26 protein-coding genes are annotated in these 25108 nt (G+C 61.3%); all 26 read left to right on the top strand.

What is annotated here, in order from left to right; translation table 11 throughout:
• Positions 1-14: 14 nt before the first annotated feature.
• The 26 genes from Q7C33_RS12210 (at position 15) to Q7C33_RS12085 (ending at position 25082) form a co-directional block, all read left to right on the top strand.
• Positions 15-1223, top strand: a complete 1209-nt coding sequence (locus tag Q7C33_RS12210) for a sensor histidine kinase (protein ID WP_272929131.1) — start codon at positions 15-17, stop codon at positions 1221-1223.
• A gap of 5 nt (positions 1224-1228) precedes the next feature.
• Positions 1229-2614 (top strand): sigma-54-dependent response regulator transcription factor FleR, encoded by a 1386-nt coding sequence (gene fleR / locus Q7C33_RS12205; protein WP_258648066.1) that lies wholly within the window; start codon positions 1229-1231, stop codon positions 2612-2614.
• A gap of 222 nt (positions 2615-2836) precedes the next feature.
• The gene (gene fliE / locus Q7C33_RS12200; protein WP_003199082.1) at positions 2837-3163 is read left to right on the top strand and encodes a flagellar hook-basal body complex protein FliE; all 327 of its coding nucleotides are present in this window, start codon (positions 2837-2839) and stop codon (positions 3161-3163) included.
• Positions 3164-3178: 15 nt separating this feature from the next.
• Positions 3179-4963, top strand: a complete 1785-nt coding sequence (fliF, locus tag Q7C33_RS12195) for a flagellar basal-body MS-ring/collar protein FliF (RefSeq protein ID WP_407683450.1) — start codon at positions 3179-3181, stop codon at positions 4961-4963.
• On the top strand, positions 4956-5975 hold the full coding sequence (gene fliG, locus Q7C33_RS12190; protein ID WP_007958288.1) for a flagellar motor switch protein FliG: 1020 nt from the start codon (positions 4956-4958) through the stop codon (positions 5973-5975). The genes fliF and fliG overlap by 8 nt, the downstream gene beginning before the upstream one ends.
• A gap of 7 nt (positions 5976-5982) precedes the next feature.
• Complete coding sequence (gene fliH, locus Q7C33_RS12185; protein WP_198797722.1) at positions 5983-6813, top strand: flagellar assembly protein FliH; 831 nt, start codon at positions 5983-5985, stop codon at positions 6811-6813.
• Positions 6803-8161 (top strand): flagellar protein export ATPase FliI, encoded by a 1359-nt coding sequence (gene fliI / locus Q7C33_RS12180; protein ID WP_030141083.1) that lies wholly within the window; start codon positions 6803-6805, stop codon positions 8159-8161. The genes fliH and fliI overlap by 11 nt, the downstream gene beginning before the upstream one ends.
• Positions 8162-8167: 6 nt before the next feature.
• Positions 8168-8617: a flagellar export protein FliJ gene (gene fliJ / locus Q7C33_RS12175; RefSeq protein WP_003184033.1), complete on the top strand. Its 450-nt coding sequence runs from the start codon at positions 8168-8170 to the stop codon at positions 8615-8617.
• Positions 8618-8719: 102 nt separating this feature from the next.
• Positions 8720-9025 carry an STAS domain-containing protein gene (locus tag Q7C33_RS12170; RefSeq protein ID WP_030141081.1) on the top strand — a complete coding sequence of 102 codons (306 nt, stop codon included), beginning with the start codon at positions 8720-8722 and terminating at the stop codon, positions 9023-9025.
• Positions 9026-9030: 5 nt separating this feature from the next.
• Entirely contained in the window at positions 9031-10737 is a 1707-nt protein-coding gene (locus Q7C33_RS12165; RefSeq protein ID WP_030141080.1) for an ATP-binding SpoIIE family protein phosphatase, read from the top strand.
• A 31-nt stretch (positions 10738-10768) separates the two neighbouring features.
• Positions 10769-11113, top strand: a complete 345-nt coding sequence (locus tag Q7C33_RS12160) for an Hpt domain-containing protein (RefSeq protein WP_198797724.1) — start codon at positions 10769-10771, stop codon at positions 11111-11113.
• 85 nt (positions 11114-11198) lie between these two features.
• Positions 11199-12563 (top strand): flagellar hook-length control protein FliK, encoded by a 1365-nt coding sequence (locus Q7C33_RS12155; protein ID WP_407683449.1) that lies wholly within the window; start codon positions 11199-11201, stop codon positions 12561-12563.
• Between the two features lie 233 nt (positions 12564-12796).
• On the top strand, positions 12797-13300 hold the full coding sequence (fliL, locus tag Q7C33_RS12150) for a flagellar basal body-associated protein FliL (protein WP_030141077.1): 504 nt from the start codon (positions 12797-12799) through the stop codon (positions 13298-13300).
• A gap of 10 nt (positions 13301-13310) precedes the next feature.
• A complete protein-coding gene (gene fliM / locus Q7C33_RS12145; RefSeq protein WP_030141076.1) occupies positions 13311-14279 on the top strand; it encodes a flagellar motor switch protein FliM in 969 nt (322 codons plus the stop codon).
• Between the two features lie 60 nt (positions 14280-14339).
• The gene (gene fliN, locus Q7C33_RS12140; protein ID WP_030141075.1) at positions 14340-14798 is read left to right on the top strand and encodes a flagellar motor switch protein FliN; all 459 of its coding nucleotides are present in this window, start codon (positions 14340-14342) and stop codon (positions 14796-14798) included.
• Positions 14799-15236 carry a flagellar biosynthetic protein FliO gene (gene fliO / locus Q7C33_RS12135; protein WP_407683448.1) on the top strand — a complete coding sequence of 146 codons (438 nt, stop codon included), beginning with the start codon at positions 14799-14801 and terminating at the stop codon, positions 15234-15236.
• Positions 15236-15985 carry a flagellar type III secretion system pore protein FliP gene (gene fliP, locus Q7C33_RS12130; RefSeq protein ID WP_030141073.1) on the top strand — a complete coding sequence of 250 codons (750 nt, stop codon included), beginning with the start codon at positions 15236-15238 and terminating at the stop codon, positions 15983-15985. Before fliO ends, fliP begins: the two co-directional genes overlap by 1 nt.
• A gap of 23 nt (positions 15986-16008) precedes the next feature.
• A complete protein-coding gene (gene fliQ, locus Q7C33_RS12125) occupies positions 16009-16278 on the top strand; it encodes a flagellar biosynthesis protein FliQ (RefSeq protein WP_003184009.1) in 270 nt (89 codons plus the stop codon).
• Between the two features lie 4 nt (positions 16279-16282).
• Entirely contained in the window at positions 16283-17065 is a 783-nt protein-coding gene (fliR, locus tag Q7C33_RS12120) for a flagellar biosynthetic protein FliR (RefSeq protein ID WP_249873806.1), read from the top strand.
• 3 nt (positions 17066-17068) lie between these two features.
• Positions 17069-18205: a flagellar biosynthesis protein FlhB gene (gene flhB, locus Q7C33_RS12115; RefSeq protein WP_030141071.1), complete on the top strand. Its 1137-nt coding sequence runs from the start codon at positions 17069-17071 to the stop codon at positions 18203-18205.
• Positions 18206-18561: 356 nt separating this feature from the next.
• On the top strand, positions 18562-20691 hold the full coding sequence (gene flhA, locus Q7C33_RS12110; RefSeq protein WP_198797727.1) for a flagellar biosynthesis protein FlhA: 2130 nt from the start codon (positions 18562-18564) through the stop codon (positions 20689-20691).
• Positions 20692-20702: 11 nt separating this feature from the next.
• Positions 20703-22052 (top strand): flagellar biosynthesis protein FlhF, encoded by a 1350-nt coding sequence (flhF, locus tag Q7C33_RS12105; protein WP_030141069.1) that lies wholly within the window; start codon positions 20703-20705, stop codon positions 22050-22052.
• 116 nt (positions 22053-22168) lie between these two features.
• Positions 22169-22999 carry a flagellar synthesis regulator FleN gene (gene fleN, locus Q7C33_RS12100; RefSeq protein WP_003184001.1) on the top strand — a complete coding sequence of 277 codons (831 nt, stop codon included), beginning with the start codon at positions 22169-22171 and terminating at the stop codon, positions 22997-22999.
• Positions 22996-23739 carry an RNA polymerase sigma factor FliA gene (gene fliA, locus Q7C33_RS12095; RefSeq protein ID WP_030141068.1) on the top strand — a complete coding sequence of 248 codons (744 nt, stop codon included), beginning with the start codon at positions 22996-22998 and terminating at the stop codon, positions 23737-23739. Before fleN ends, fliA begins: the two co-directional genes overlap by 4 nt.
• Before the next feature lie 167 nt (positions 23740-23906).
• On the top strand, positions 23907-24278 hold the full coding sequence (locus Q7C33_RS12090) for a chemotaxis response regulator CheY (protein ID WP_003183998.1): 372 nt from the start codon (positions 23907-23909) through the stop codon (positions 24276-24278).
• An 18-nt stretch (positions 24279-24296) separates the two neighbouring features.
• Positions 24297-25082, top strand: a complete 786-nt coding sequence (locus tag Q7C33_RS12085) for a protein phosphatase CheZ (RefSeq protein ID WP_030141067.1) — start codon at positions 24297-24299, stop codon at positions 25080-25082.
• The last annotated feature ends 26 nt before the right edge of the window (positions 25083-25108 follow it).

Here is a 25108-nt window from a genome sequence, read left to right as displayed (position 1 = left end):
AGCGAGAGAGCACGATGACCCAAGCCGCCCTGATGTCGCCTGTCCCCGAGCCGGGACACATGCCGTCCGCCGAACAGGCTAGCCGGCTTGGACTTGAACAGGCGTTTTCGCTGTTTAACCAGATGTCCAGCCAGTTGACTGATTCCTACAGCCTGCTTGAAGCCCGGGTGACCGAGCTCAAGGGTGAGCTGGCGGTGGTCAGTGCCCAGCGCATGCAGGAACTGGCGGAAAAAGAACGCCTGGCCAATCGGCTGCAAAATCTCCTCGATCTCTTGCCTGGCGGCGTCATCGTCATCGATGAGCACGGTTTCGTGCGCGAAGCCAACCCGGCGGCGTGCGAGCTGCTCGGCCTGCCCCTGGAGGGCGAGCTTTGGCGGCACGTCATCGCCCGCTGCTTCGCCCCTCGCGAAGACGACGGCCACGAAATCTCTCTCAAGGATGGTCGGCGTCTCTCTATTTCGACCCGTTCGCTGGATGCCGAGCCTGGGCAGTTGGTGCTGCTCAATGACCTGACTGAAACCCGTCACCTGCAAGACCAGCTTGCCCGCCACGAGCGCTTGTCTTCCCTAGGGCGGATGGTGGCGTCGCTGGCCCATCAGATCCGCACGCCACTGTCCGCCGCGTTGCTCTACGCCAGTCATCTGACGGAGCAGCAACTGCCGATGGACACCCAGCAGCGCTTTGCTGGCCGCTTGAAAGAACGCCTGCATGAGCTGGAGCACCAGGTGCGCGACATGCTGGTATTCGCCCGGGGCGAGTTGCCGTTGACCGACCGCGTGACACCCAAGGCGTTGCTGCAATCCTTGCAGGCCGCAGCGTTGACCCATGTGCAGGATCTGCCGATCCGCTGGCAGTGCGACAGCCATGTGGGCGAGGTCTTGTGCAACCGTGACACCTTGGTGGGCGCGGTATTGAACCTGATTGAAAATGCGATCCAGGCCAGCGGCGGTGACGTCCGGTTGAAGGTTCATCTGTACACCCGTGGCAGCACGTTGCGCCTGTGTGTCAGCGACAGCGGCAGTGGCATCGATCCAGCCGTATTGACCCGCCTGGGCGAACCGTTTTTTACCACCAAGGCCACTGGGACAGGCTTGGGCCTGACCGTGGTCAAGGCTGTGGCGCGTGCCCATCAGGGAGAATTGCTGCTGCGCTCGCGGCTGGGGCGTGGCACTTGTGCGCTGATCGTCCTGCCGCTGTTTTCCAGTGCGCCAGGGGTGGAGTGAAGGCAATGGCGATCAAGGTTTTGCTGGTGGAGGACGATCGTGCGCTGCGCGAGGCGCTGGCCGATACGCTGCTGTTGGCCGGGCATGATCATGCCGCCGTCGGTTCGGCGGAGGAGGCGCTGCTGGCCGTTGCCCGCGAGCCGTTCAGCCTGGTGGTCAGCGACGTCAACATGCCGGGCATGGACGGTCACCAGTTGCTCGGTTTGCTGCGTGCGCGCCACCCGCAATTGCCAGTCCTGTTGATGACCGCACACGGTGCGGTCGAGCGTGCGGTGGATGCCATGCGCCAGGGGGCGGCGGATTACCTGGTCAAGCCGTTCGAGCCCAAGGCGCTGCTTGATCTGGTGGCGCGTCATGCCTTGGGAAGCCCTGCGGTCGAGGGTGAAGGGCCGGTGGCCATCGAGCCCGCCAGCGCGCAATTGCTGGAGCTGGCCGCGCGAGTGGCCCGCAGTGATTCAACCGTGTTGATTTCCGGCGAGTCGGGTACGGGCAAGGAAGTATTGGCCCGCTATATCCATCAGCAATCCCGTCGCGCCAATGAACCGTTCATTGCCATCAACTGCGCGGCGATTCCCGACAACATGCTCGAGGCCACATTGTTCGGGCACGAGAAGGGCTCGTTCACCGGCGCCATCGCGGCCCAGGCCGGCAAGTTCGAACAGGCTGACGGCGGCACCATCCTGCTGGACGAGATCTCCGAAATGCCCCTTGGCCTGCAGGCCAAGCTGTTGCGTGTACTGCAGGAGCGCGAAGTGGAGCGGGTCGGCGCGCGCAAGCCCATCAGCCTGGACATCCGCGTGGTGGCGACGACCAACCGCGACTTGGCGGGCGAAGTGGCGGCGGGGCGTTTCCGGGAAGACCTTTATTACCGGCTGTCGGTTTTTCCGTTGGCCTGGCGTCCGTTGCGCGAGCGCACCGCCGATATCCTGCCGCTGGCCGAGCGCCTGCTGGCCAAGCACGTCAATAAAATGAAGCATGCAACGGCGCGACTGTCCGCCGAAGCCCAGGCTTGCCTGATCGCTTATCCCTGGCCTGGCAATGTCCGTGAGCTGGATAACGCCATCCAGCGGGCCCTCATCCTGCAACAGGGCGGCTTGATCCAGCCCGAAGATTTTTGCCTGGCCGGTCCGGTGGCTTGTGCGCCGTTGCCGGTCTTGCAGCCAGCCCCAGCGGTGGTTCCGCCGATGGAAGTGGCGGAATCCGCGGGTGCGCTGGAGGACGACCTGCGTCGACGCGAGTTCCAGATGATCATCGACACCCTGCGTGCCGAGCGCGGCCGTCGCAAGGAGGCGGCCGAACGCCTTGGCATCAGCCCGCGGACCCTGCGCTACAAGCTGGCGCAGATGCGTGATGCGGGGATGGACGTGGAGGCCTACCTTTTCGCCAGTTGAATAGTCGCCACCAATCCTTGTGGGAGCGAGCTTGCTCGCGATAGCGGCGGGTCAGTCAAAATTGATGTTGGATGTGATGGCATCGCGAGCAAGCTCGCTCCCACAGTGGAGCGGTGCGCGCAATTGTTTCTGCCGGCCATCGAGCTGGCACCCTTGTTGCTAATACCTACGTACCCGCTGAGTAAGTGTCAAAAAAACGCGGGCCGCCAGAGAGAATAGACCATGAGCCAAGGTATTGAATTTAATCGATTGATGTTGGACATGCGGGCCATGCAAATGGACGCCATGGCCCAGCCGAAATCGGTCGCGGTCCCCCAGGTGGGTGGCAGCAGCTTTTCCGACATGCTCGGTCAGGCCGTCAATAAAGTGAACGATACCCAGCAGGCTTCGAACCAGTTGGCCAGTGCTTTTGAAATTGGCAAAAGTGGCGTCGACCTGACGGACGTAATGATCTCTTCGCAGAAAGCCAGTGTCTCGTTTCAGGCGTTGACCCAGGTACGCAACAAACTGGTTCAAGCCTACCAAGACATCATGCAGATGCCGGTCTAAGGAAACTATTGAGTCATGGCAGAAGCAGCCGTTGATAACGTTCCAGCCAAGGCCACTCCGGTAGACGGCAAACCGCCGTTGTTCGGTCTGTCTTTCCTGGAAAACCTCTCCGAGATGACCATGCTGCGTCAGGTTGGCCTGTTGGTCGGCCTGGCTGCCAGCGTGGCGATTGGTTTCGCCGTCGTGTTGTGGTCCCAGCAGCCAGACTACCGTCCGTTGTACGGTAGCCTGGAAGGCATGGATGCCAAGCAAGTCATGGAAACCCTGGCTTCTGCCGACATTCCCTACACTGTCGAACCCAACTCTGGCGCCTTGCTGGTCAAGGCCGACGACGTGGCGCGCGCGCGCCTCAAGCTCGCTGCCGCGGGTGTCACACCGACCGATGGCAACATCGGTTTCGAGATTCTCGACAAGGACCAGGGCCTGGGCACCAGCCAGTTCATGGAAGCGACGCGTTATCGTCGCGGCCTGGAAGGCGAACTGGCGCGCACCATCTCCAGCCTCAACAACGTCAAGGGCGCCCGTGTGCACCTGGCGATCCCGAAAAGCTCGGTCTTCGTGCGCGATGAGCGCAAGCCGAGTGCTTCGGTACTGGTTGAGTTGTATTCCGGCCGCTCCCTGGAGCCAGGCCAAGTCGTTGCCATTATCAACCTGGTGGCGACCAGCGTTCCCGAATTGAGCAAGTCGCAAATCACCGTGGTCGACCAGAAGGGCAACCTGCTGTCCGACCAGGCGGAAAATTCCGAACTGACCATGGCCGGCAAGCAATACGACTACAGCCGTCGCATGGAAGGCATGTTCACTCAGCGGGTGCATAACATCCTGCAACCGATCCTCGGTAACGGCCGCTACAAGGCCGAAGTGTCGGCGGATGTGGATTTCAGTGCGGTTGAATCGACCTCCGAGCAGTTCAACCCGGATCAGCCGGCGTTGCGCAGCGAGCAGTCGGTGAACGAACAGCGCACTGCCAGCAATGGCCCGCAAGGCGTGCCGGGTGCCCTGAGCAACCAGCCGCCGTCGCCGGCCAGCGCGCCGCAAACCACCGGTGGCGCCACCGCCGCCGCAGGCATGGTGCAGCCAGGCCAGCCGCTGATCGATGCCAACGGCCAACAGATCATGGACCCGGCCACCGGCCAGCCGATGCTCGCGCCGTACCCGGCCGACAAGCGTCAACAATCCACCAAGAACTTCGAGCTCGACCGTTCCATCAGCCACACCAAGCAGCAACAGGGTCGCTTGAATCGCCTGTCGGTCGCCGTGGTGGTGGACGATCAGGTCAAGATCAACCCGGCCAACGGCGAAACCAGCCGTGCACCGTGGAGCGCCGACGAATTGGCGCGCTTCACTCGCCTGGTACAGGACGCCGTCGGTTTCGACGCCAGCCGTGGCGACAGCGTCAGCGTGATCAACGTGCCGTTCTCCCTGGAGCGCGGTGAAGAAATCGCCGACATTCCGTTTTATTCGCAACCCTGGTTCTGGGATGTGGTCAAGCAAGTATTGGGTGTGCTGTTCATCCTGATACTGGTGTTCGGTGTGTTGCGTCCGGTGCTCAACAACATTACCGGTGGCGGCAAGAACAAGCAGTTGGCTGGCTTGGGTGATGTAGAGCTGGGAGGCATGGGCGGCCTGGATGGCGAATTGGCCAACGATCGCGTCAGCCTCGGCGGGCCGCAGAGCATCCTGCTGCCAAGCCCGAGCGAAGGCTATGACGCTCAGTTGAACGCCATCAAGAGTCTGGTGGCAGAAGATCCGGGTCGTGTGGCCCAGGTCGTGAAAGAGTGGATTAACGCAGATGAGTGATAATCGAGCCGCTGTTGCCAAATTGTCCCGGGTCGACAAAGCCGCGATCTTGCTGCTGTCCCTGGGGTCGACCGACGCCGCCCAAGTGCTGCGTCACATGGGGCCCAAGGAGGTCCAGCGCGTCGGCGTGGCCATGGCCCAGATGGGTAACGTGCACCGCGAACAGGTCGAGCAGGTCATGAGCGAGTTCGTCGACATCGTCGGCGACCAGACCAGCCTGGGCGTCGGTTCCGACGACTATGTGCGCAAGATGCTCACCCAGGCCCTGGGCGAGGACAAGGCCAACGGCCTGATCGACCGGATCCTGCTGGGTGGCAACACCAGCGGCCTCGACAGCCTGAAGTGGATGGAACCACGCGCCGTTGCTGACGTGATCCGTTACGAGCACCCCCAGATCCAGGCGATCGTGGTGGCGTACCTCGACCCGGACCAGGCCGGCGAAGTGCTGGGCAATTTCGACCACAAGGTGCGCCTCGATATCATCCTGCGGGTGTCGTCGCTGAACACCGTACAGCCGGCCGCCCTGAAGGAATTGAACCAGATCCTCGAGAAGCAGTTCTCGGGCAACTCCAATGCTTCGCGCACTACGTTGGGCGGCATCAAGCGCGCGGCGGACATCATGAACTTCCTCGACAGTTCGATCGAAGGTCAATTGATGGACTCGATCCGCGAAGTCGACGAAGACCTGTCCGGTCAGATCGAAGACCTCATGTTCGTGTTCAACAACCTGGCCGATGTCGACGATCGTGGCATCCAGGCACTGTTGCGCGAAGTGTCCTCCGACGTCCTGGTCCTGGCCCTCAAGGGTTCGGACGAAGGCGTCAAGGAAAAGATCTTCAAGAACATGTCCAAACGGGCGGCCGAACTGTTGCGCGACGACCTCGAGGCCAAGGGCCCGGTGCGCGTCAGCGACGTGGAAACCGCACAGAAGGAAATCCTCACCATCGCCCGCCGTATGGCCGAAGCCGGAGAAATCGTGCTCGGTGGCAAGGGCGGCGAAGAGATGATCTAAGGTCGTTATGTCTGCCAAGAGTGATGATTCACCCAGCGACCTGATCCGCGCCCGTGACGTCGGTGGTTTCGACGTCTGGTCGCTGCCCAGCTTCGACCCCTACGTGCCCGAGCCCGAGCCGGAACCGGTGGAAGAACTGCCGGAGATGGAAGAGGTGCCGCTGGAAGAAGTCCAGCCACTGACCCTCGAAGAAGTCGAGAGCATCCGCCAGGAGGCTTACAACGAAGGCTTCGCCATTGGCGAAAAAGAAGGTTTCCACAGCACCACGATCAAGGTCCGTCAGGAAGCCGACGTGGCGCTCACGGCCAAGCTGCGCGCGTTGGAATCGTTGATGCAGAACCTGTTCGAGCCCATCGCCGAGCAGGACACGCAGATTGAAAAGTCATTGGTCGGGCTGGTGCAGCACATCGCCCGGCAAGTGATCCAGCGCGAACTGGCCATCGATTCGAGCCAGATCGAACACGTCATGCGCGAAGCCCTCAAGCTGTTGCCGCTGGGTGTGGGCAACGTGCGGTTGTACATCAACCCGCAGGACTTCGAACTGGTCAAGGCTTTGCGCGAGCGCCATGAGGAAACCTGGCGCATCGTCGAAGATGAAACCCTGCTGCCGGGCGGTTGCCGCGTGGAAACCGAGCACAGCCGCATCGACGCTACCGTCGAGACCCGCATCAGCCAGATCATGGCCAAGCTGTTCGACCAACTGCACGAACAGGCTTTGCACCCGGCGCCCGCCGACCTGAGCCTGGACTTGCCGGACGAACCCAAGCCGGCCGCCATCGTCGATCCCGACAGCGGCGAGCCGATCACACCTGAAGTGGCAGGCCACGATGCGCCTTGAGCGAACCAGCTTCGGCAAGCGCCTGGGCAGCTACGCCGAGGCCACCGAACTGGCCGGCCAACCGATCCTGGAAGGTCGCCTGTTGCGCATGGTCGGCCTGACCCTCGAAGCCGAAGGATTGCGTGCGGCCATGGGCAGTCGCTGCCTGGTGATCAATGACGACAGCTATCACCCGGTGCAGGTGGAAGCCGAGGTCATGGGTTTTTCCGGTAGCAAGGTATTCCTGATGCCGGTCGGCAGTGTCGCCGGCATTGCCCCGGGTGCCCGTGTGGTGCCGTTGGCCGATACCGGCCGCCTGCCCATGGGCATGAGCATGCTCGGTCGCGTGCTGGACGGCGCCGGTCGGGCGCTGGACGGCAAGGGCGGGATGAAGGCCGAGGATTGGGTGCCGATGGACGGCCCGACGATCAACCCGCTCAAGCGCGACCCCATCAGCGTGCCGCTGGATGTGGGCATTCGTTGCATCAACGGTTTGTTGACCGTTGGCCGCGGCCAGCGCCTGGGCCTGTTCGCCGGTACCGGCGTGGGCAAGAGTGTGCTGCTGGGCATGATGACCCGCTTCACCGAGGCCGACATCATCGTGGTCGGGCTGATCGGCGAGCGGGGCCGCGAGGTGAAGGAATTCATCGAGCACATCCTCGGCGAGGAAGGGCTCAAGCGCTCCGTTGTCGTCGCTTCGCCGGCGGACGATGCGCCGCTGATGCGCCTGCGCGCTGCGATGTACTGCACGCGCATCGCCGAATATTTCCGCGACAAGGGCAAGAACGTCCTGTTGCTGATGGACTCGCTGACCCGTTTCGCCCAGGCCCAGCGGGAAATCGCCCTGGCCATCGGCGAGCCTCCGGCGACCAAGGGTTATCCGCCTTCAGTGTTCGCCAAGCTGCCGAAGCTGGTGGAGCGTGCCGGTAACGCGGAGAAGGGCGGCGGTTCCATCACCGCGTTCTACACCGTGCTGTCCGAGGGTGACGACCAACAAGACCCGATCGCCGACTCGGCCCGAGGCGTGCTCGACGGCCACATCGTGTTGTCCCGACGCCTGGCGGAGGAGGGGCATTACCCCGCCATCGACATCGAGGCGTCGATCAGCCGGGTCATGCCATCGGTCATCAGCCCCGAGCACATGAAGCGTGCGCAACAGTTCAAGCAGTATTGGTCCCGTTACCAGCAAAGTCGCGACCTGATCAGCGTCGGAGCGTATGTACCTGGGGGCGATCGTGAGACCGACACGGCCATCAGCCTCTATCCGTCCATGGCGGTATATCTGCGCCAGGCGCTTAACGACAGCATCGGCATGGGCGCCAGCGAAGCGCACCTGCAAACCATTTTCGCCCCTGTCTCCGGCACGTAACCAATCATGGCCACGAGTCGTGCGGCGCGCCTGGCGCCAGTGGTGGACATGGCCGAAAAGGCCGAGAAGACCGCCGTCCAGCGGCTGGCCTATTTTCAGGGGCAGGTGGCGGTTGCCGAAAGCAAGTTGGCGGACCTGGAAAATTTTCGCCTCGAATACCAGGAGCAGTGGATCGCCCGCGGCAGCCATGGCGTTTCCGGGCAATGGCTATTGGGCTACCAGGGATTCCTCGCGCAGCTGGGCACGGCCATCGATCAGCAGCGCCAGAGCCTGGTCTGGCACCAGAACAACCTGGAGAAGGCCCGCCAGAGCTGGCAAGAGGCGTTCGCTCGCGTCGAAGGGTTGCGCAAACTCGTACAGCGCTACATCGACGAGGCGCGGCAATTGGAGGACAAGCGCGAGCAGAAACTGCTGGATGAATTGTCCCAGCGCCTGCCGCGCCAGGATCCGTATTGATATCGGCGGTAGAGTTTTGTCGGGTAGGCGATTTGAAACCTTGCTCAGACCTCTACCAAGTGCTAAACCTTGTACACGTATGTCCATGACAAGGAAGTGAATATGTCTGTCATTACCGAAGTATCTCCGGATGGGCAAAAACTGACGATCTCGATCAAGGGTCGCTTCGATTTTGGCCGGCACCAGGAGTTTCGTGAGTCTTATGAAAAGCTCAACACGAAACCCGAGTCCATCGTGGTGGATCTGAAAGAAGCCACTTACCTCGACAGTTCTGCGTTGGGCATGCTCCTGCTGTTGCGTGACCATGCCGGTGGCGACGAATCGGATATCCGCGTCGTCAACAGCAGCAGCGACGTCAAGAAAATCCTCGCGATCTCCAATTTCGACAAGCTGTTCGATATCAGTTGATCGCCATGCAATCGTCGCCGGAGCCGCTGACGATCCTGATTGCCGAAGACAGTGCCGCCGATCGACTGCTGTTGTCGACCATCGTCCGTCGCCAGGGCCATCACGTGCTCACTGCGGCTGACGGTGCCGAGGCGGTCGAGGTCTATCTGCAACAGCGTCCGCATCTTGTGTTGATGGACGCGATGATGCCGGTCATGGATGGTTTTGAAGCGGCGCAGAAGATCAAGCAGTTGGCCGGGGATCAACTGGTCCCGATCATCTTTCTCACCTCGTTGACCGAAAGCGAAGGGCTTGCCCGATGCCTCGAGGCCGGTGGTGATGACTTCCTGGCAAAACCCTATAACCAAGTAATCCTGGCCGCCAAGATCAAGGCGATGGACCGTTTGCGTCGGCTGCAAGCCACGGTGGTGGAGCAGCGCGACCAGATCGCCCGGCACCATGACTATCTGCTCAACGAGCAGCGGGTCGCCAAGGCGGTATTCGACAAGATTGCCCACTCCGGCTGCCTGAGCGCGCCGAACATCCGTTACCTGCAATCGCCCTACGCCTTGTTCAACGGCGATCTGCTGTTGGCCGCGTTCAATCCGGCCGGCGACATGCATATCCTGCTCGGGGACTTTACGGGTCACGGATTGCCGGCGGCGGTGGGGGCGATGCCGCTGGCGGAAGTGTTCTACGGGATGACCGCCAAGGGCTACGGCCTGGCGCAGATCCTGCGGGAGATGAATGCCAAGCTCAAGCGCATCCTGCCGGTGGATATGTTCTGTTGCGCGACGCTGCTGTGCCTGAGTTTCCAGCGCTGCACCGTAGAGATCTGGAACGGTGGCATGCCCGACGGTTATCTGCACGACAGCCTCACTGGCGTACGCACACCGTTGCCGGCGCGGCATTTGCCGTTGGGCGTACTGACGCCTCAGTTGTTTGACGACCGCACCGAAGTCCACCCTATGTCGGTGGGCGATCGGGTGTTCCTGCTGTCCGATGGCGTGATCGAGACCAGTGACCGCGACGACCAGCCGTTTGGCGTGGAGCGGTTGCAGCAGGTATTTTCGGCCAACCGTGAGCCCGACCGCCTGTTCGAAGATATCCAGCAAGCCCTGCAGGATTTTCGCGGCGAGGCCCGTGACGACTTCAGCATGATCGAGGTGCGTCTCGTCGCCCCGACGCAACTCAATCCGCCGCCTCCGGTCTATTCCGATAGCGGCCAGTCCAGTCCGCTGGACTGGTCGGTAAGCTTTGAATTCCGGGCGCAGACGCTCAAGCGGTTCAACCCGATGCCTTACCTTTTGCAATTGCTGCTTGAGGTTCATGGGCTCAGGGCACACAGTGGCGCCCTTTACAGCGTACTGTCGGAGCTGTATTCCAACGCCCTGGAACATGGGGTGTTGGGGTTGGACTCCAGCCTCAAGCGCGATGCGACGGGTTTCGCCCGTTACTACCGCGAGCGCAACGAGCGCCTGGACGCGTTGAGCGATGGCCATGTGCGGGTGCATTTGCACGTCACCCCCAATGGTGACGGTGGCTGTCTGGTCATTGAGGTCGAGGACAGCGGCAAGGGCTTCGATGTTGCCAAGGTGATGGCGCGACCCGTGGATCGCGACCGATTATCTGGGCGTGGCGTGAGCCTGGTGCGTCAACTCTGCCAGCGGGCCTCCTGGTCCGACGATGGTCGTAGTGCACGCGTGGAGTTTTTCTGGGAGGCTCTGGCATAATCGGAGCCAATCTTGATCAGGGAGCGAGCAAGTGAGTGAAATTCATCTCGATCGCGACGTGCTCAGCACGTTGAGGGAAGTCATGGAGGACGGGTATCCGGAATTGCTGGACACCTTCCTCGAGGATTCCGAAGCACGCCTGCGTGTGCTGCATGAAGCCAGGGACGCCGAAAAGCTGAGCGCCACGGCCCACAGTTTCAAGGGCAGTAGCAGCAACATGGGTGCCCTGCGCCTGGCTGAGCTGTGTGGTGAGCTGGAGCAACGCGCCAAACAGCCGTCGCTGAGTGGTATCGAAAAACTGGTCAATGAAATCGACAGCGAGTTTGCCTTCGTCCGCACGCTTTGCCGGGAAGAGCGTGAAGGCTTTCATTGCTGAAACGATGTCGTCCGACGCGTTGGCCCGTCCCTTGCATTGTCCTGTCTCGACTGCATCTTGATTCCAGTGCAGCGGAGACCATTTTATGCCTGTTACGCCCAATACACTGCTCCAGGCCACTGCCCCGGCCAAACCGCAGGCCGCCGTCAATCCACTGGCAGCGGGCCCGGAAGCCGGGAATAAAGCCTCCAGCTTCGCTCAGGTCTTCGCCAAGCAGGCCCCCGTCAAATCACCGACGGTCGTTGAGCCGTCGGTAAAGCCGGGGCGCGACAAGACTTCCGACACCTCCGTCAAAAAGGATGTCGACAGCGATCCGGGTGCCGCTCCGGAGCCGGTGGTTGCCGATAGCGGCAAACCCTTGCCCGCCGACAAGCCGGCTGCTGCCGACGACAAGACTGCGCAGGATGACGATACCGAAGCGGCCGAGACGCCCGTAGCGGACGCCGCGCCTGTCGATCCAACCCTTGATCCTGCGTTGTTGCCGGTCGTTGCGGTGACCACTGCCGAGGTTCAGCCCGCCCCCGTGGTGGTCGCGGCCGATGCTCAAGTCACCGCTGCGGTGGCGGCTGCCGTTGTTCCGACGACGGCGGCCAATGCCCCGGCACCCGTGACGGATCCGGAGTTCGACCCGCAAGCTGATCCGCTCGACGCGCTGCCAGCCTTGCGGTTGGCGATGGAGCAGGGCGGTCATGTGTCGGCTTCCAGCCAGGCGCAACCCAAGGCCGCCCCGACGGCCTCGCCCGATGGCGAACCGACCTCAGCCCAGACGTTTGCCGCCGGCATGGCCAGCATGCTCACTGTGCAAGCCGACCAGGACAGCACCGGTGCCGGCAGCCAGGGTGGCGACAAGGCGTTCAGTGGCCTGATCAGCGAAGGCCTCAAGGACCTGACCGCGGCTTCCAGCGATACCCGCGTCGATGACTTTGCCAATCGCCTGGCGGCACTGACCCAGGCGGCCACGCCGAAAACCGCCAACGCGGTGCCCGTCAACCAGCCCATCGCCATGAACCAGAGCGGCTGGACCGAGGAAGTGGTCAACCGAGTGATGTACTTGTCGAGCGCCAATCTCAAGGCGGCCGACATCCAGTTGCAGCCGGCCGAACTCGGGCGCCTGGACATCCGGGTGAACATGGTTCCGGACCAGCAGACCCAGGTCACCTTCATGAGCGCCCACGCTGGCGTTCGTGAAGCCCTCGAAGGCCAGATGCATCGCTTGCGCGACAGTTTTGCCCAGCAGGGCATGGGGCAGGTCGATGTGAACGTGTCGGATCAATCCCGTGGTTCGCAGAACCAGGACCAACAAGCCCAGCAGCAGGCCCAGGCCGGACGCACGACGTCCTCGGGCGGACGGGTGGATTCGGTGGATGAAGCCGCTCCTGCCAGCATCGCTGAAGTGGCTGCCAGCACGACCAGCGTCATCGGCACCAGTGCGGTCGATTACTACGCCTGATTCAATGCAACAACCCCTGTGGGAGCGAGTTTGCTCGCGATAGCGGATTTGTCAGTCACCTTGTTCGGAACTGATCCACCGCTATCGCGAGCAAGCTCGCTCCCACATTGGTTTCTGCGGTCCCTGGAGATCGCATCAAGCTCGCTACTCCAAGTGCGGACACTTCTGGCATAACACTTGCTCCTGCCTAGCCATGCAACAGTGAACCCCCCGATTAGTGACGGATTATTGGCATGGCGAAGAGTGAAGCAGCAGCTGTAAAAGACCCTGCAACCAAAGGAAAACTCAAGATGATCATCCTGATCGTGGTGGGTTTGCTCCTGGCGATGGGCGTTTCGGTGGGGGCGACCTGGTATTTCATGCACAGCGCCCAAAGCAAGCCGGCACCGGCGGCGGAAGCCGCACCGGTGGGCAAGCAGCCGGCGATTTTCGAGCCCATGGCTCCGGCCTTCGTTGCCAACTACACCGTGAACGGTCGTCAGCGCTACATGCAGGTCAGCATCACGTTGCAGGGCCGCAACCAGGCCGACCTGGAAGCGTTGCGGGTGCACATGCCATTGATCCGCAATAACCTGGTGATGCTGTTTTCCGGACAGAGTTTCGACACCCTCGCCACCCCGGTCGGCCAGGAAATGCTGCGTCAGAAAGCCACGGCCAGCGTGCAGGAAGTGGCCCAGAAAGAGCTTGGCAAAGTGGTGATCGAACAGTTGCTCTTCACTAACTTCGTATTGCAGTAGGAAACACGACATGGCCGTGCAGGACTTGTTGTCCCAGGACGAAATCGACGCGCTGTTGCACGGTGTCGACGACGGCCTGGTGCAAACCGAAAACGCTGCTGACCCGGGCAGCGTCAAAAGCTACGACCTGACCAGCCAGGACCGCATCGTTCGCGGACGCATGCCGACCCTGGAAATGATCAACGAGCGTTTCGCCCGCTACACCCGTATCAGCATGTTCAACATGCTGCGCCGCTCGGCCGACGTGGCCGTGGGTGGCGTGCAGGTGATGAAGTTCGGCGAATACGTGCACTCGCTGTACGTGCCCACCAGCCTCAACCTGGTGAAGATCAAGCCGCTGCGCGGTACGGCGCTGTTCATTCTTGATGCCAAACTGGTCTTCAAGCTGGTGGACAACTTCTTCGGCGGCGACGGTCGTCACGCCAAGATCGAAGGTCGCGAATTCACCCCGACGGAGCTGCGCGTCGTGCGCATGGTGCTGGAACAGGCCTTCGTCGACTTGAAGGAAGCCTGGCAGGCGATCATGGAAGTGAACTTCGAGTACATCAACTCGGAAGTGAACCCGGCCATGGCGAACATTGTCGGCCCGAGCGAAGCCATTGTCGTCTCGACGTTCCACATCGAACTCGACGGCGGCGGCGGCGACCTGCACGTGACCATGCCGTATTCGATGATCGAGCCGGTGCGTGAAATGCTCGACGCCGGTTTCCAGTCGGACCTCGACGACCAGGACGAACGCTGGATCAACGCCTTGCGCCAGGACGTGCTGGACGTCGACGTGCCGATCGGCGCGACGGTTGCCCGGCGCCAGCTGCGCCTGCGGGACATCCTGCACATGCAGCCGGGGGACATCATCCCCGTCGAGATGCCGGAAGACATGATCATGCGTGCCAATGGCGTGCCGGCCTTCAAGGTCAAGATGGGCTCTCACAAAGGCAACCTGGCGTTGCAGGTAATCGAGCCGATCGAACGCCGCTGAGCGCTGTCAATTTCTTAAGTTTTCGTTTTTAACTGAATTTTTGCCCGCCGAGGAAACATGATGGCTGACGATATGAATACCCAGGATGACCAGGCGCTGGCCGACGAGTGGGCTGCGGCCCTGGAAGAAACCGGCGACGCCGGGCAGGCCGACATCGATGCGTTGCTGGCAGCCGATACCGGCGCCCACGCGTCCAACCGCCTGCAGATGGAAGAGTTCGGCAGCGTGCCAAAAAGCAACGAGCAAGTGACGCTCGACGGGCCGAACCTGGACGTGATCCTCGACATCCCGGTGTCGATTTCCATGGAAGTGGGCAGCACCGACATCAACATCCGCAACCTGCTGCAGCTCAACCAGGGTTCGGTCATCGAACTCGATCGCCTGGCCGGTGAGCCGCTGGACGTGTTGGTCAACGGCACCTTGATCGCCCATGGCGAGGTGGTGGTGGTCAACGAGAAGTTCGGCATTCGCCTGACGGACGTGATCAGCCCGAGCGAACGCATCAAGAAGCTGCGCTGAATGAAAGGTTTTTTCGCCGCAGCCTTGATGCTGCCGTTCAGTGTGCTGGCGGCCGAGCCGGTGGCCAATGCGGCCGTTGCGCCGGCCAGTGGCAGCGGCATCGCCGGGCAATTGGCGCAACTGGTGCTGGGCCTGCTCTTGGTGCTCGGGATGATTTTCTTCCTGGCGTGGATGCTGCGGCGCGTGCAACAGGCAGGGCCCGCCGGCAAAGGTCAGGTCATCGACATCATCAGTTCCCGGGCGTTGGGCCCACGGGATCGGCTGGTGCTGGTGCAGGTAGGCAACGAGCAGATCCTGCTGGGGCTGAGCCCCGGCACCATCACCGCGCTGCACGTCCTCAAGGAGCCGGTCCAGGTGCCCTCCGCTGAGCAGGCCACCCCCGAATTTGCCCAGCGGCTCATGGAACTGCTGGGTAAAGATCAAAAGGATAAGAAGTAATGCCGTTGCGCATTCTGTTGGCGTTGGCCCTGATGCTGGCCGCGCCGTTGGCGTTTGCCGCCGATCCGCTGTCGATCCCGGCGATCACCCTCGGCACCAATGCCGAAGGGGCACAGGAATACTCGGTCAGCCTGCAGATCCTGCTGATCATGACTGCGCTGAGTTTCATCCCGGCGTTTGTCATGCTGATGACCAGTTTCACTCGGATCATCATCGTCTTTTCCATCCTGCGCCAGGCGCTGGGGCTGCAACAGACGCCGTCGAACCAGATCCTCACCGGCATGGCGCTGTTCCTGACCATGTTCATCATGGCGCCGGTATTCGACCGGGTGAACCAGGACGCGCTGCAACCCTACCTGGCGGAAAAACTCAGTGCCCAGGACGCCGTGGCCAAGGCTCAGGTGCCGATCAAGGATTTCATGCTCGCCCAGACTCGCAGCAGCGACCTGGACCTGTTCATGCGCCTGTCCAAGCGCACCGATATCGCCAGTCCTGACCAGGCTCCGCTGACGATCCTGGTGCCGGCGTTCGTGACGTCCGAGTTGAAGACTGCGTTCCAGATTGGTTTCATGATTTTCATCCCGTTCCTGATCATCGACCTGGTGGTCGCCAGTATCCTCATGGCCATGGGCATGATGATGCTGTCGCCGCTGATCATTTCCCTGCCGTTCAAGATCATGTTGTTTGTGCTAGTGGATGGCTGGGCGTTGATCATCGGCACCCTGGCGGGCAGTTTCGGCGGTGTCTAGACCACTTGCGCGGGTAACACAATATGACGCCTGAAGTTGCGGTAGACCTATTCCGCGAAGCCCTCTGGCTGACCACCATGATGGTTGCCATCCTGGTGATCCCGAGCCTGCTGGTGGGCTTGCTGGTGGCGATGTTCCAGGCCGCCACGCAGATCAACGAACAGACCTTGAGTTTCCTGCCGCGCCTGCTGGTGATGCTGGTCACGCTGATCGTCGCCGGTCCCTGGCTGGTGCAAACCTTCATGGAATACATCCTGCAGTTGTACGGCAGTATTCCGCAGTTGATCGGCTGACCGGATGTCGATGCTCGCGTTGACGGACACCCAGATCAGTAGCTGGGTGGCGTCGTTTGTCCTGCCGTTGTTCCGCGTCACTGCGGTGCTGATGAGCATGCCGGTTTTTGGCACGACTCTGGTGCCGCGGCGCGTGCGCCTGTATTTCGCCCTGGCGATTACCGTCGTGATTGCGCCTGGACTGCCGCCGATGCCGCCGGTCAATGCGCTGGATCTCAGTGCGTTGATGTTGGTGGCCGAACAGATCCTTATCGGCGCCTTGCTGGGCTTTTCGCTGCAATTGTTTTTCCAGGCATTCGTGGTCGCCGGGCAGATCATTTCGATCCAGATGGGCATGGCCTTCGCCTCGATGATCGACCCCACCAACGGCGTCAACACCGCCGTCATCGGGCAGTTCCTGACGATGCTGGTGACCTTGCTGTTTCTCGCCATGAACGGGCACCTGGTGGTATTCGAGGTCTTGACCGAGAGCTTCACGACGATGCCGGTGGGCAGCGCGATGCTGGTCAATCATTTCTGGGAGATCGCCGGCAAGCTTGGCTGGGTACTCGGCGCGGCCATGGTGCTGGTGTTGCCGGCGATCACCGCGTTGCTGGTGGTCAACATCGCCTTCGGCGTGATGACCCGGGCGGCCCCGCAGTTGAACATCTTCTCCATTGGCTTCCCGCTGACCCTGGTGTTGGGCATGGTGATTTTCTGGGTCAGCCTCGGGGACATCCTCAACCAGTACCAGCCGCTGGCCACCCAGGCCTTGCAGTTGTTACGCGACATGGCACAGGCGCGCTGAACCATGGCCGAGAGCGAAAGCGGTCAGGACAAGACAGAAGACCCCACGGAGAAGCGCAAGAAAGAATCCAGGGAAAAGGGCGAAATTGCGCGTTCCAAAGAACTCAATACCTTGGCGATCATGCTCGCCGGCGCTGGTGGCTTGCTGATCTACGGTGGTGGGCTGGCCTTGGATCTGCTGGAAATCATGCGCCTGAATTTTTCGCTGCCTCGGGAAGTGCTGCTCAGCCCTGGGGCCATGGCGCAGTACTTGTTGCATTCGGGCAAGATCGCCATCGTGGCGGTGCAGCCAGTGCTGATCTTCTTGTTGCTGGCCGCTTTCCTGGGGCCTATTTCCTTGGGCGGGTGGTTGTTTTCCGGTAAGACCATGGCGCCCAAGTTCAGCCGAATGAATCCTGCGAGTGGGCTCAAGCGGATGTTCTCCACAACGGCTCTGATGGAGCTGTTAAAAGCGCTTGGTAAGTTTTTCCTGGTTCTTTTCGTGGCGCTGACGGTATTGCAGGCTGATATCGATGACTTGCTGCGTATTGCCCATGAGCCGCTGGAACAGGCCATTATCCACAGCGTGCAACTGGTGGGCTGGAGCACCTTGTGGATGGCCTGTGGCTTGATCCTGATCGCCGCCATCGACGTGCCGATCCAGCTCTACCAAAGCAAGCAGAAGCTGATGATGACCAAGCAGGAAATCCGCGACGAATATAAGGATCAGGAGGGCAAGCCGGAGGTCAAGCAGCGGATCCGCCAGTTGCAGCGCGAGGTCTCCCAGCGCCGGATGATGGCGGCGATTCCCGACGCCGACGTAGTCATCACCAACCCGACCCACTATGCCGTCGCGCTCAAGTACGACCCGGACAAAGGCAATGCGCCGGTCCTCTTGGCCAAGGGCAGCGATTTCCTGGCGTTGAAGATCCGCGAGATCGCCGTCGCCAACGAAGTGATGCTCCTCGAATCCCCGGCATTGGCGCGGTCGATCTACTACTCCACTGAGCTCGACCAGGAAATTCCGGGAGGCCTCTACCTGGCCGTGGCCCAGGTCCTGGCGTACGTCTACCAGATCCGCCAGCACCGCGCCGGCAAGGGCAAGCGCCCCGAACCGCTCAAGGACCTGCCGATCCCGCCGGATTTGCGCCGCGATTCCTGATCCCGGCTAACGCAAAGCCCTGTGCGAACTGATGCTGCTCAATCAAGGCAATCGATGAACCCGTGGCGAGGGAGCTTGCTCCCGCTGGGCCGCGAGATGCAGAGCATCAGGCACTCCGCACCCGCCGGTTTACGACTGCTTCGCAGCCGAGCGGGAGCAAGCTCCCTCGCCACAGATACATCATTTTTTCTCGAGCGGACCGCATGACCGCGTAGGTGCAGGCTTTCCCACAGGGTTGGATGTGCGTCAAGCCGCTCTATTTCAGCCTCTCGCAAAAGTTGGAAAGCTTCTTGCAATACCCCGCCTGCGCCCCTCTCGGGCGTCAAAAGTTTGCTTCACAGGAACGGGGAATATTGGTGGATCGCTCTCAGTTACTCAGCACCGCGCGCAGCAACGTCGTAGACCTCAGCCGGGGTAATCTGGGCGTGCCGCTGTTGCTGCTGGTCATGCTCGCCATGATGATGCTGCCGGTGCCGCCGTTCCTGCTGGACGTGTTCTTCACGTTCAACATCGCCTTGTCGATCGTGGTCCTGCTGGTCTGCGTATACGCCCTGCGGCCGCTGGATTTCGCCGTCTTCCCGACCATCCTGCTGGTGGCGACACTGTTGCGCCTGGCGCTGAACGTGGCGTCCACCCGGGTGGTGATGATTCATGGCCAAGAAGGCCACGCCGCCGCCGGTAAGGTGATCCAGGCCTTCGGTGAGGTGGTGATCGGCGGTAACTACGTGGTCGGTATCGTGGTCTTCGCCATCTTGATGATCATCAACTTCGTCGTGGTGACCAAGGGCGCCGGGCGGATTTCCGAGGTGAGCGCACGTTTCACCCTCGATGCGATGCCCGGCAAGCAAATGGCGATCGACGCCGACCTCAACGCTGGCCTCATCGACCAGGGCCAGGCCAAGCTGCGACGCCTGGAAGTGGCCCAGGAAGCCGAGTTCTACGGTTCCATGGACGGTGCCAGCAAATTCGTGCGCGGTGACGCCATCGCCGGCCTGTTGATTCTGTTCATCAACCTGATCGGCGGCATGGCCGTCGGCATCTTCCAACATGGCATGACCTTCGGCGATGCCGGCAAGGTCTACGCCTTGTTGACCATCGGTGACGGTTTGGTGGCGCAATTGCCATCACTGCTGTTATCCACAGCCGCTGCGATCATGGTGACCCGTGCTTCGGGCTCCGAAGACATGGGCAAGCAGATCAGTCGCCAAATGTTCGCCTCGCCCAAGGCCCTGGCTGTTGCCGCCGGCCTGATGGCGGTGATGGGCCTGGTGCCTGGCATGCCGCATTTTTCCTTCCTGAGCATGGCGGCCCTGGCGGCTGGCGGTGCCTACCTGTTCTGGAAAAAGCAGAACGTGCAAAAGGTCCAGGCGCTGGAAGAGGTCAAGCGCCAGCAGGAACTGCTGCCATCACCGGCTCGCGCCATGGAAACCAAGGAGCTGGGCTGGGACGACGTGACGCCGATCGACATGATTGGCCTGGAAGTCGGCTACCGCCTGATTCCATTGGTCGACCGCAACCAGGGTGGTCAATTACTGGCGCGGATCAAGGGCGTGCGCAAGAAGCTGTCCCAGGACCTGGGCTTCCTGATGCCGACCGTGCACATCCGCGACAACCTCGACCTGGCGCCGAGCGCCTATCGCCTGACGCTCATGGGCGTGATCCTGGCCGAAGCCGAGATCTACCCGGACCGCGAGCTGGCGATCAACCCAGGTCAGGTCTACGGTTCGCTCAACGGTATTACCGCCAAGGATCCGGCTTTCGGCCTGGAAGCGGTGTGGATCGAAATCAGCCAGCGCGCCCAGGCCCAGTCCCTCGGCTATACCGTGGTGGACGCCAGCACGGTGGTGGCGACCCACTTGAACCAGATTCTGTACAAGCACTCCAGCGAGCTGATCGGCCACGAAGAAGTCCAGCAATTGCTGCAAGTACTGGCCAAAGGCTCGCCGAAGCTGGCTGAAGAGCTGGTGCCAGGCGTGGTTTCGTTGTCGCAGTTGCTCAAGGTGTTGCAGGCGCTGTTGGCTGAACAGGTGCCCGTGCGCGACATCCGCAGCATTGCCGAAGCGATCGCCAACAACGCTTCGAAGAGTCAAGATACCGCCGCCCTGGTGGCTGCGGTGCGGGTCGGCGTATCCCGTGCAATCGTCCAAAGCATTGTAGGCACTGAGTCTGAGCTGCCTGTGATCACTCTGGAGCCAAGGTTGGAACAGATATTGCTCAATAGTCTGCAGAAGGCAGGACAAGGCTCGGAAGAGGGTGTCCTGCTGGAGCCAAGCATGGCCGAGAAGCTGCAACGTTCGTTGATCGACGCAGCCCAGCGGCAAGAGATGCAAGGCCAACCGGTGATCCTGCTGGTGGCCGGTCCGATTCGCGCGATGCTCTCGCGATTCGGGCGCCTCGCGGTCCCGGGGCTGCATGTGCTGGCGTACCAGGAAATACCGGACAACAAGCAAGTGACCATCGTTGCGACAGTAGGGCCCAACGGCTGAGGTAGTGGTTTATGCAAGTGAAGCGTTTTTTCGCCGCCGATATGCGTCAGGCCATGAAGCTGGTACGTGACGAGCTGGGCGCTGAAGCAGCCATCATTGGCAATCGCCGGATCGCTGGCGGTGTCGAGCTGACGGCTGCGCTGGATTACAAATTGTCGGCGCTGGCCCCGCGCGTTCCGAACATGGAACTCGAGGATGAGCTGCGCAAGACCCAGTCGCGTATCGCCAGCGCCCAGGCCGAATTGAGCCTGCGCAGCAGCGAAGGCGCGGCGAGCGCTGGCACCAATCGTCAATTGTTCGCCGGCCAGCCATTGACCGCAGGCCTGCCGCTGACCGCCGCCGAACCGCTGGTCGAGGCCACGCCGGCCGAGCCGCGTCGCCCGGAGCCGGCGCCTGCTGCGCCTGCCCGGGGTGTCGACCCGCGCGCCTTCGACTCGATGCGCTTCGAACTCAACAGCCTGCGCGAGCTGATGGAAGTCCAGCTTGGCTCGCTGGCCTGGAACCAACTGCAAGGCAGCCGTCCAGCCCAGGCCAACCTGTGGCGTCGCCTGCAACGCATTGGCCTGTCCGGCCCGTTGGCGCGCGATCTGCTGGCGCTGATCAATGGCATCGAAGAGCCTCGCCAGGCCTGGCGCATGCTGCTGGCGCACCTGGCGCGGATGATCGCCACGCCGGAAGTCGAGCCACTGGAGGAGGGCGGAGTGATCGCCATGGTCGGCCCGGCCGGCATGGGCAAGACCACCACCCTGGCCAAGCTCGCGGCCCGTTATGTCCTCAAGTACGGCGCGCAGAGTATCGCACTGGTGAGCATGGACAGTTTCCGCATCGGCGCCCAGGAACAACTCAAGACCCTGGGTCGGATTCTCAATGTGTCGGTGACCCATGTGGATCCGGGCCAATCCCTGGCCCAGGCGCTGGAGCCGCTGATGCGCAAGCGCGTCGTGCTGATCGACACCGCCGGCCTGCAAGCCAGCGATCCGGCCCTGCGCATGCAGCTGGAAAGCCTGGCCGGACGTGGCATCAAGTCAAAAAATTATCTCGTGTTGGCAACCACCAGCCAGAAACAGGTTCTAACCGCCGCATACCACAGCTACAAACGCTGCGGGCTGGCCGGCTGCATCCTGACTAAGCTGGACGAAACGGCAAGCCTGGGCGAGGTGTTGAGCCTGGCGATCGGTCATGAACTACCGGTGGCCTACCTGACCGACGGGCCGCGGATCCCGGATGATTTGCATCTGCCGCGCCGTCATCAACTGGTCAGTCGTGCCGTGAGTGTGCAAATGCAGGAAGAACCCAGCGAAGAAGCCATGGCTGACATGTTCGCTGATATCTACCACAGCCCGACCAAGCAGGTTGGCTGAGGTATTCATGAATATTTTTTGTACCTACATCGATGGTCTGCCATGCATTGTTCCATATGTGAACGCGCAGCCAGTAATGTGGCCTCCGTCTAAGTAAGACAAGGTAAAGAACGAACATGGGCAGCATGCATCCCGTACAGGTGATCGCGGTGACCGGCGGCAAAGGTGGCGTCGGCAAGACTAACGTGTCAGTGAACTTGTCCCTGGCCCTGGCAGAGCTAGGCCGACGGGTCATGTTGCTGGACGCCGACCTGGGCCTGGCGAACGTCGACGTGCTGCTGGGGTTGACACCCAAGCGCACCCTGGCGGACGTGATCGAAGGCCGCTGCGAACTGCGCGACGTGCTCCTGCAGGGGCCCGGCGGGATTCGCATCGTGCCGGCCGCTTCCGGCACCCAGAGCATGGTGCACCTGACCCCGGCGCAGCACGCCGGCCTGATCCAGGCTTTCAGCGACATCGGCGACAACCTCGATGTGCTGGTGATCGACACGGCTGCCGGCATCGGTGACTCGGTGGTCAGTTTTGTCCGCGCCGCCCAGGAAGTCCTGCTGGTGGTCTGCGACGAACCGACGTCCATCACCGACGCCTACGCCCTGATCAAGCTGCTTAACCGCGACTATGGCATGAACCGGTTCCGCGTCCTGGCCAACATGGCCCAGAGCCCGCAGGAAGGACGCAACCTGTTCGCCAAGTTGACAAAGGTCACGGATCGCTTCCTGGACGTCGCCCTACAATACGTCGGCGCAGTGCCTTACGACGAAAGCGTACGCAAGGCGGTCCAGAAGCAACGTGCCGTATATGAAGCCTTTCCACGTTCCAAATGCGCGCTGGCGTTCAAGGCGATCGCCCAGAAGGTCGATACCTGGCCACTGCCCGCCAACCCACGCGGGCATCTGGAATTTTTCGTCGAGCGTCTTGTGCAACAAACAGCAGGGCCCGTGTTATGACAGCCAGCGGTTACAACCATCTCTACAAAAAATCGGCACGGGACGCCCAGTACGAATTGATCGAGCGTTACGCGCCATTGGTCAAGCGCATCGCCTATCACTTGCTGGCACGCTTGCCGGCCAGTGTCCAGGTCGAAGACCTGATCCAGGCGGGCATGATTGGCCTGCTGGAAGTGGCGAACAAATACGACGCCAGCAAAGGCGCCAGCTTCGAGACCTATGCCGGTATCCGCATTCGCGGCGCCATGCTCGATGAAGTCCGCAAGGGCGATTGGGCACCGCGTTCAGTGCACCGCAATACCCGTATGGTCAGTGACGCGATTCGCGCGATTGAAGCTAAAACCGGGCGTGACGCTAAAGATCATGAGGTTGCGGCCGAACTCCAATTGAGTCTCGACGATTATTACGGGATTTTGAACGATACCTTGGGCAGTCGCCTGTTCAGTTTCGACGACCTGTTGCAGGACGGCGAACACGAAGGGCTGCATGAGGATGGCGCAAGTGCTCACATGGAGCCATCGCGCGACCTGGAAGATGAACGCTTCCAGAGTGCGTTGGCGGAAGCGATTGCCAATTTGCCGGAGCGTGAGCGACTGGTCTTGGCGCTGTACTACGACGAAGAGCTGAACCTCAAGGAAATCGGTGAGGTCCTGGGGGTCAGCGAATCGCGGGTCAGCCAGTTACACAGCCAGTGCGCGGCCCGTTTGCGGGGGCGTTTGGGGGAGTGGCGAGCACGCTGACAGGCGGTGCGGAGATGCTGCGAGCGGGGCAGGCATGGCAAGTGCCACGCCAGTCTCCATCCGTTGTGCTCCAGACCGTTGTCGAGTGTTGTGCCGGATTGATTGAAATGGCGCGTTCAGGTGCTGGGCGCGTTTAAGACTGCTTGGAGGTCGAATTGGACAAGAACATGAAAATCCTCATCGTTGATGACTTCTCAACGATGCGGCGGATCATAAAAAACCTGTTGCGTGACCTTGGGTTCACCAACACGGTCGAGGCCGACGATGGCACCACTGCCATTCCGGTTCTCAACAGCGGGAGCATCGACTTTCTGGTGACTGACTGGAACATGCCTGGCATGACCGGTATCGACTTGCTGCGCCATGTGCGCGCCGACGAAAAACTCAAGCACCTCCCGGTGCTGATGGTGACTGCCGAAGCCAAGCGCGAGCAGATCATCGAAGCGGCCCAGGCCGGTGTAAACGGCTATGTGGTCAAACCCTTCACGGCCCAGGCGTTGAAAGAGAAGATCGAAAAAATCTTCGAACGCATCGGTTAACGGCGCCACGGGGGAGCTATGGACAACGAATCTTCAATGGGCGATTTCGAATCGACCCTGAAAAAACATGCCCGCGAACTGGTCGACAGCCTTGAAAAGGGCCGCTTCGGCGATGCGGTTCAAATGATTCATGAGCTCAACCAGACCCGGGATCGTGGTCTGTACCAGGAAGTCGGCAAGCTCACCCGTGAACTGCACAGCGCGATCGTCAATTTCCAGATCGATCCGAACATGCCGCAGGCCGAGGAAGTCTCGCAGATTACCGACGCGACCGAGCGCCTTGGCTATGTGGTCAAGCTGACCGAAGCCGCGGCCAACCGCACCATGGACCTGGTGGAAAGCGCAACGCCCCTGGTCAACGGCCTGAGCGAGGAAGCCCAGGCGTTGAGCACCGATTGGGGACGGTTCATGCGTCGCGAAGTCGGCGCCGAGGAATTTCGGGAGCTGGCCCGGCGGGTCGACGGTTTCCTGACACGCAGCAGCGCCGAGAACCGCGCCGTGGCAAGCAACCTCAACGACATTCTGTTGGCCCAGGATTACCAGGACCTCACCGGTCAGGTCATCAAGCGCGTGACCCAACTGGTCACCGAAGTGGAAAGCAATCTGCTCAAGCTGGTGTTGATGGCTAGCCAGGTCGACCGCTTTGCCGGCATCGAACACGACCGTGAAGCGATGCTTGCTGAAAAAGATCCACAAAAACATCTCTCTCAGGGTGAAGGTCCGCAGATTCATGCCGATAAAAGAGAAGACGTTGTGTCCGGTCAGGACGATGTGGACGATTTGCTGTCCAGCCTTGGATTTTGATTTAGCCCTATTTTAGGAGCAGCCAT

Origin of the sequence: Pseudomonas sp. BP11-1-1, from assembly GCF_052112105.1 — a bacterium.
GTDB lineage: Bacteria > Pseudomonadota > Gammaproteobacteria > Pseudomonadales > Pseudomonadaceae > Aquipseudomonas > Aquipseudomonas alvandae.
Note: the sequence above shows the minus strand (reverse complement) of the source record. Positions and strands in the feature narration are given on the sequence as shown.

Coding starts and splice junctions, on each gene's coding strand:
- Q7C33_RS12210 (WP_272929131.1), top strand. CDS start 15: ATGACCCAAGCCGCCCTGATGTCGCCTGTCCCCGAGCCGGGACACATG.
- fleR (WP_258648066.1), top strand. CDS start 1,229: ATGGCGATCAAGGTTTTGCTGGTGGAGGACGATCGTGCGCTGCGCGAG.
- fliE (WP_003199082.1), top strand. CDS start 2,837: ATGAGCCAAGGTATTGAATTTAATCGATTGATGTTGGACATGCGGGCC.
- fliF (WP_407683450.1), top strand. CDS start 3,179: ATGGCAGAAGCAGCCGTTGATAACGTTCCAGCCAAGGCCACTCCGGTA.
- fliG (WP_007958288.1), top strand. CDS start 4,956: ATGAGTGATAATCGAGCCGCTGTTGCCAAATTGTCCCGGGTCGACAAA.
- fliH (WP_198797722.1), top strand. CDS start 5,983: ATGTCTGCCAAGAGTGATGATTCACCCAGCGACCTGATCCGCGCCCGT.
- fliI (WP_030141083.1), top strand. CDS start 6,803: ATGCGCCTTGAGCGAACCAGCTTCGGCAAGCGCCTGGGCAGCTACGCC.
- fliJ (WP_003184033.1), top strand. CDS start 8,168: ATGGCCACGAGTCGTGCGGCGCGCCTGGCGCCAGTGGTGGACATGGCC.
- Q7C33_RS12170 (WP_030141081.1), top strand. CDS start 8,720: ATGTCTGTCATTACCGAAGTATCTCCGGATGGGCAAAAACTGACGATC.
- Q7C33_RS12165 (WP_030141080.1), top strand. CDS start 9,031: ATGCAATCGTCGCCGGAGCCGCTGACGATCCTGATTGCCGAAGACAGT.
- Q7C33_RS12155 (WP_407683449.1), top strand. CDS start 11,199: ATGCCTGTTACGCCCAATACACTGCTCCAGGCCACTGCCCCGGCCAAA.
- fliL (WP_030141077.1), top strand. CDS start 12,797: ATGGCGAAGAGTGAAGCAGCAGCTGTAAAAGACCCTGCAACCAAAGGA.
- fliM (WP_030141076.1), top strand. CDS start 13,311: ATGGCCGTGCAGGACTTGTTGTCCCAGGACGAAATCGACGCGCTGTTG.
- fliN (WP_030141075.1), top strand. CDS start 14,340: ATGGCTGACGATATGAATACCCAGGATGACCAGGCGCTGGCCGACGAG.
- fliO (WP_407683448.1), top strand. CDS start 14,799: ATGAAAGGTTTTTTCGCCGCAGCCTTGATGCTGCCGTTCAGTGTGCTG.
- fliP (WP_030141073.1), top strand. CDS start 15,236: ATGCCGTTGCGCATTCTGTTGGCGTTGGCCCTGATGCTGGCCGCGCCG.
- fliQ (WP_003184009.1), top strand. CDS start 16,009: ATGACGCCTGAAGTTGCGGTAGACCTATTCCGCGAAGCCCTCTGGCTG.
- fliR (WP_249873806.1), top strand. CDS start 16,283: ATGTCGATGCTCGCGTTGACGGACACCCAGATCAGTAGCTGGGTGGCG.
- flhB (WP_030141071.1), top strand. CDS start 17,069: ATGGCCGAGAGCGAAAGCGGTCAGGACAAGACAGAAGACCCCACGGAG.
- flhF (WP_030141069.1), top strand. CDS start 20,703: ATGCAAGTGAAGCGTTTTTTCGCCGCCGATATGCGTCAGGCCATGAAG.
- fleN (WP_003184001.1), top strand. CDS start 22,169: ATGGGCAGCATGCATCCCGTACAGGTGATCGCGGTGACCGGCGGCAAA.
- fliA (WP_030141068.1), top strand. CDS start 22,996: ATGACAGCCAGCGGTTACAACCATCTCTACAAAAAATCGGCACGGGAC.
- Q7C33_RS12090 (WP_003183998.1), top strand. CDS start 23,907: ATGAAAATCCTCATCGTTGATGACTTCTCAACGATGCGGCGGATCATA.
- Q7C33_RS12085 (WP_030141067.1), top strand. CDS start 24,297: ATGGACAACGAATCTTCAATGGGCGATTTCGAATCGACCCTGAAAAAA.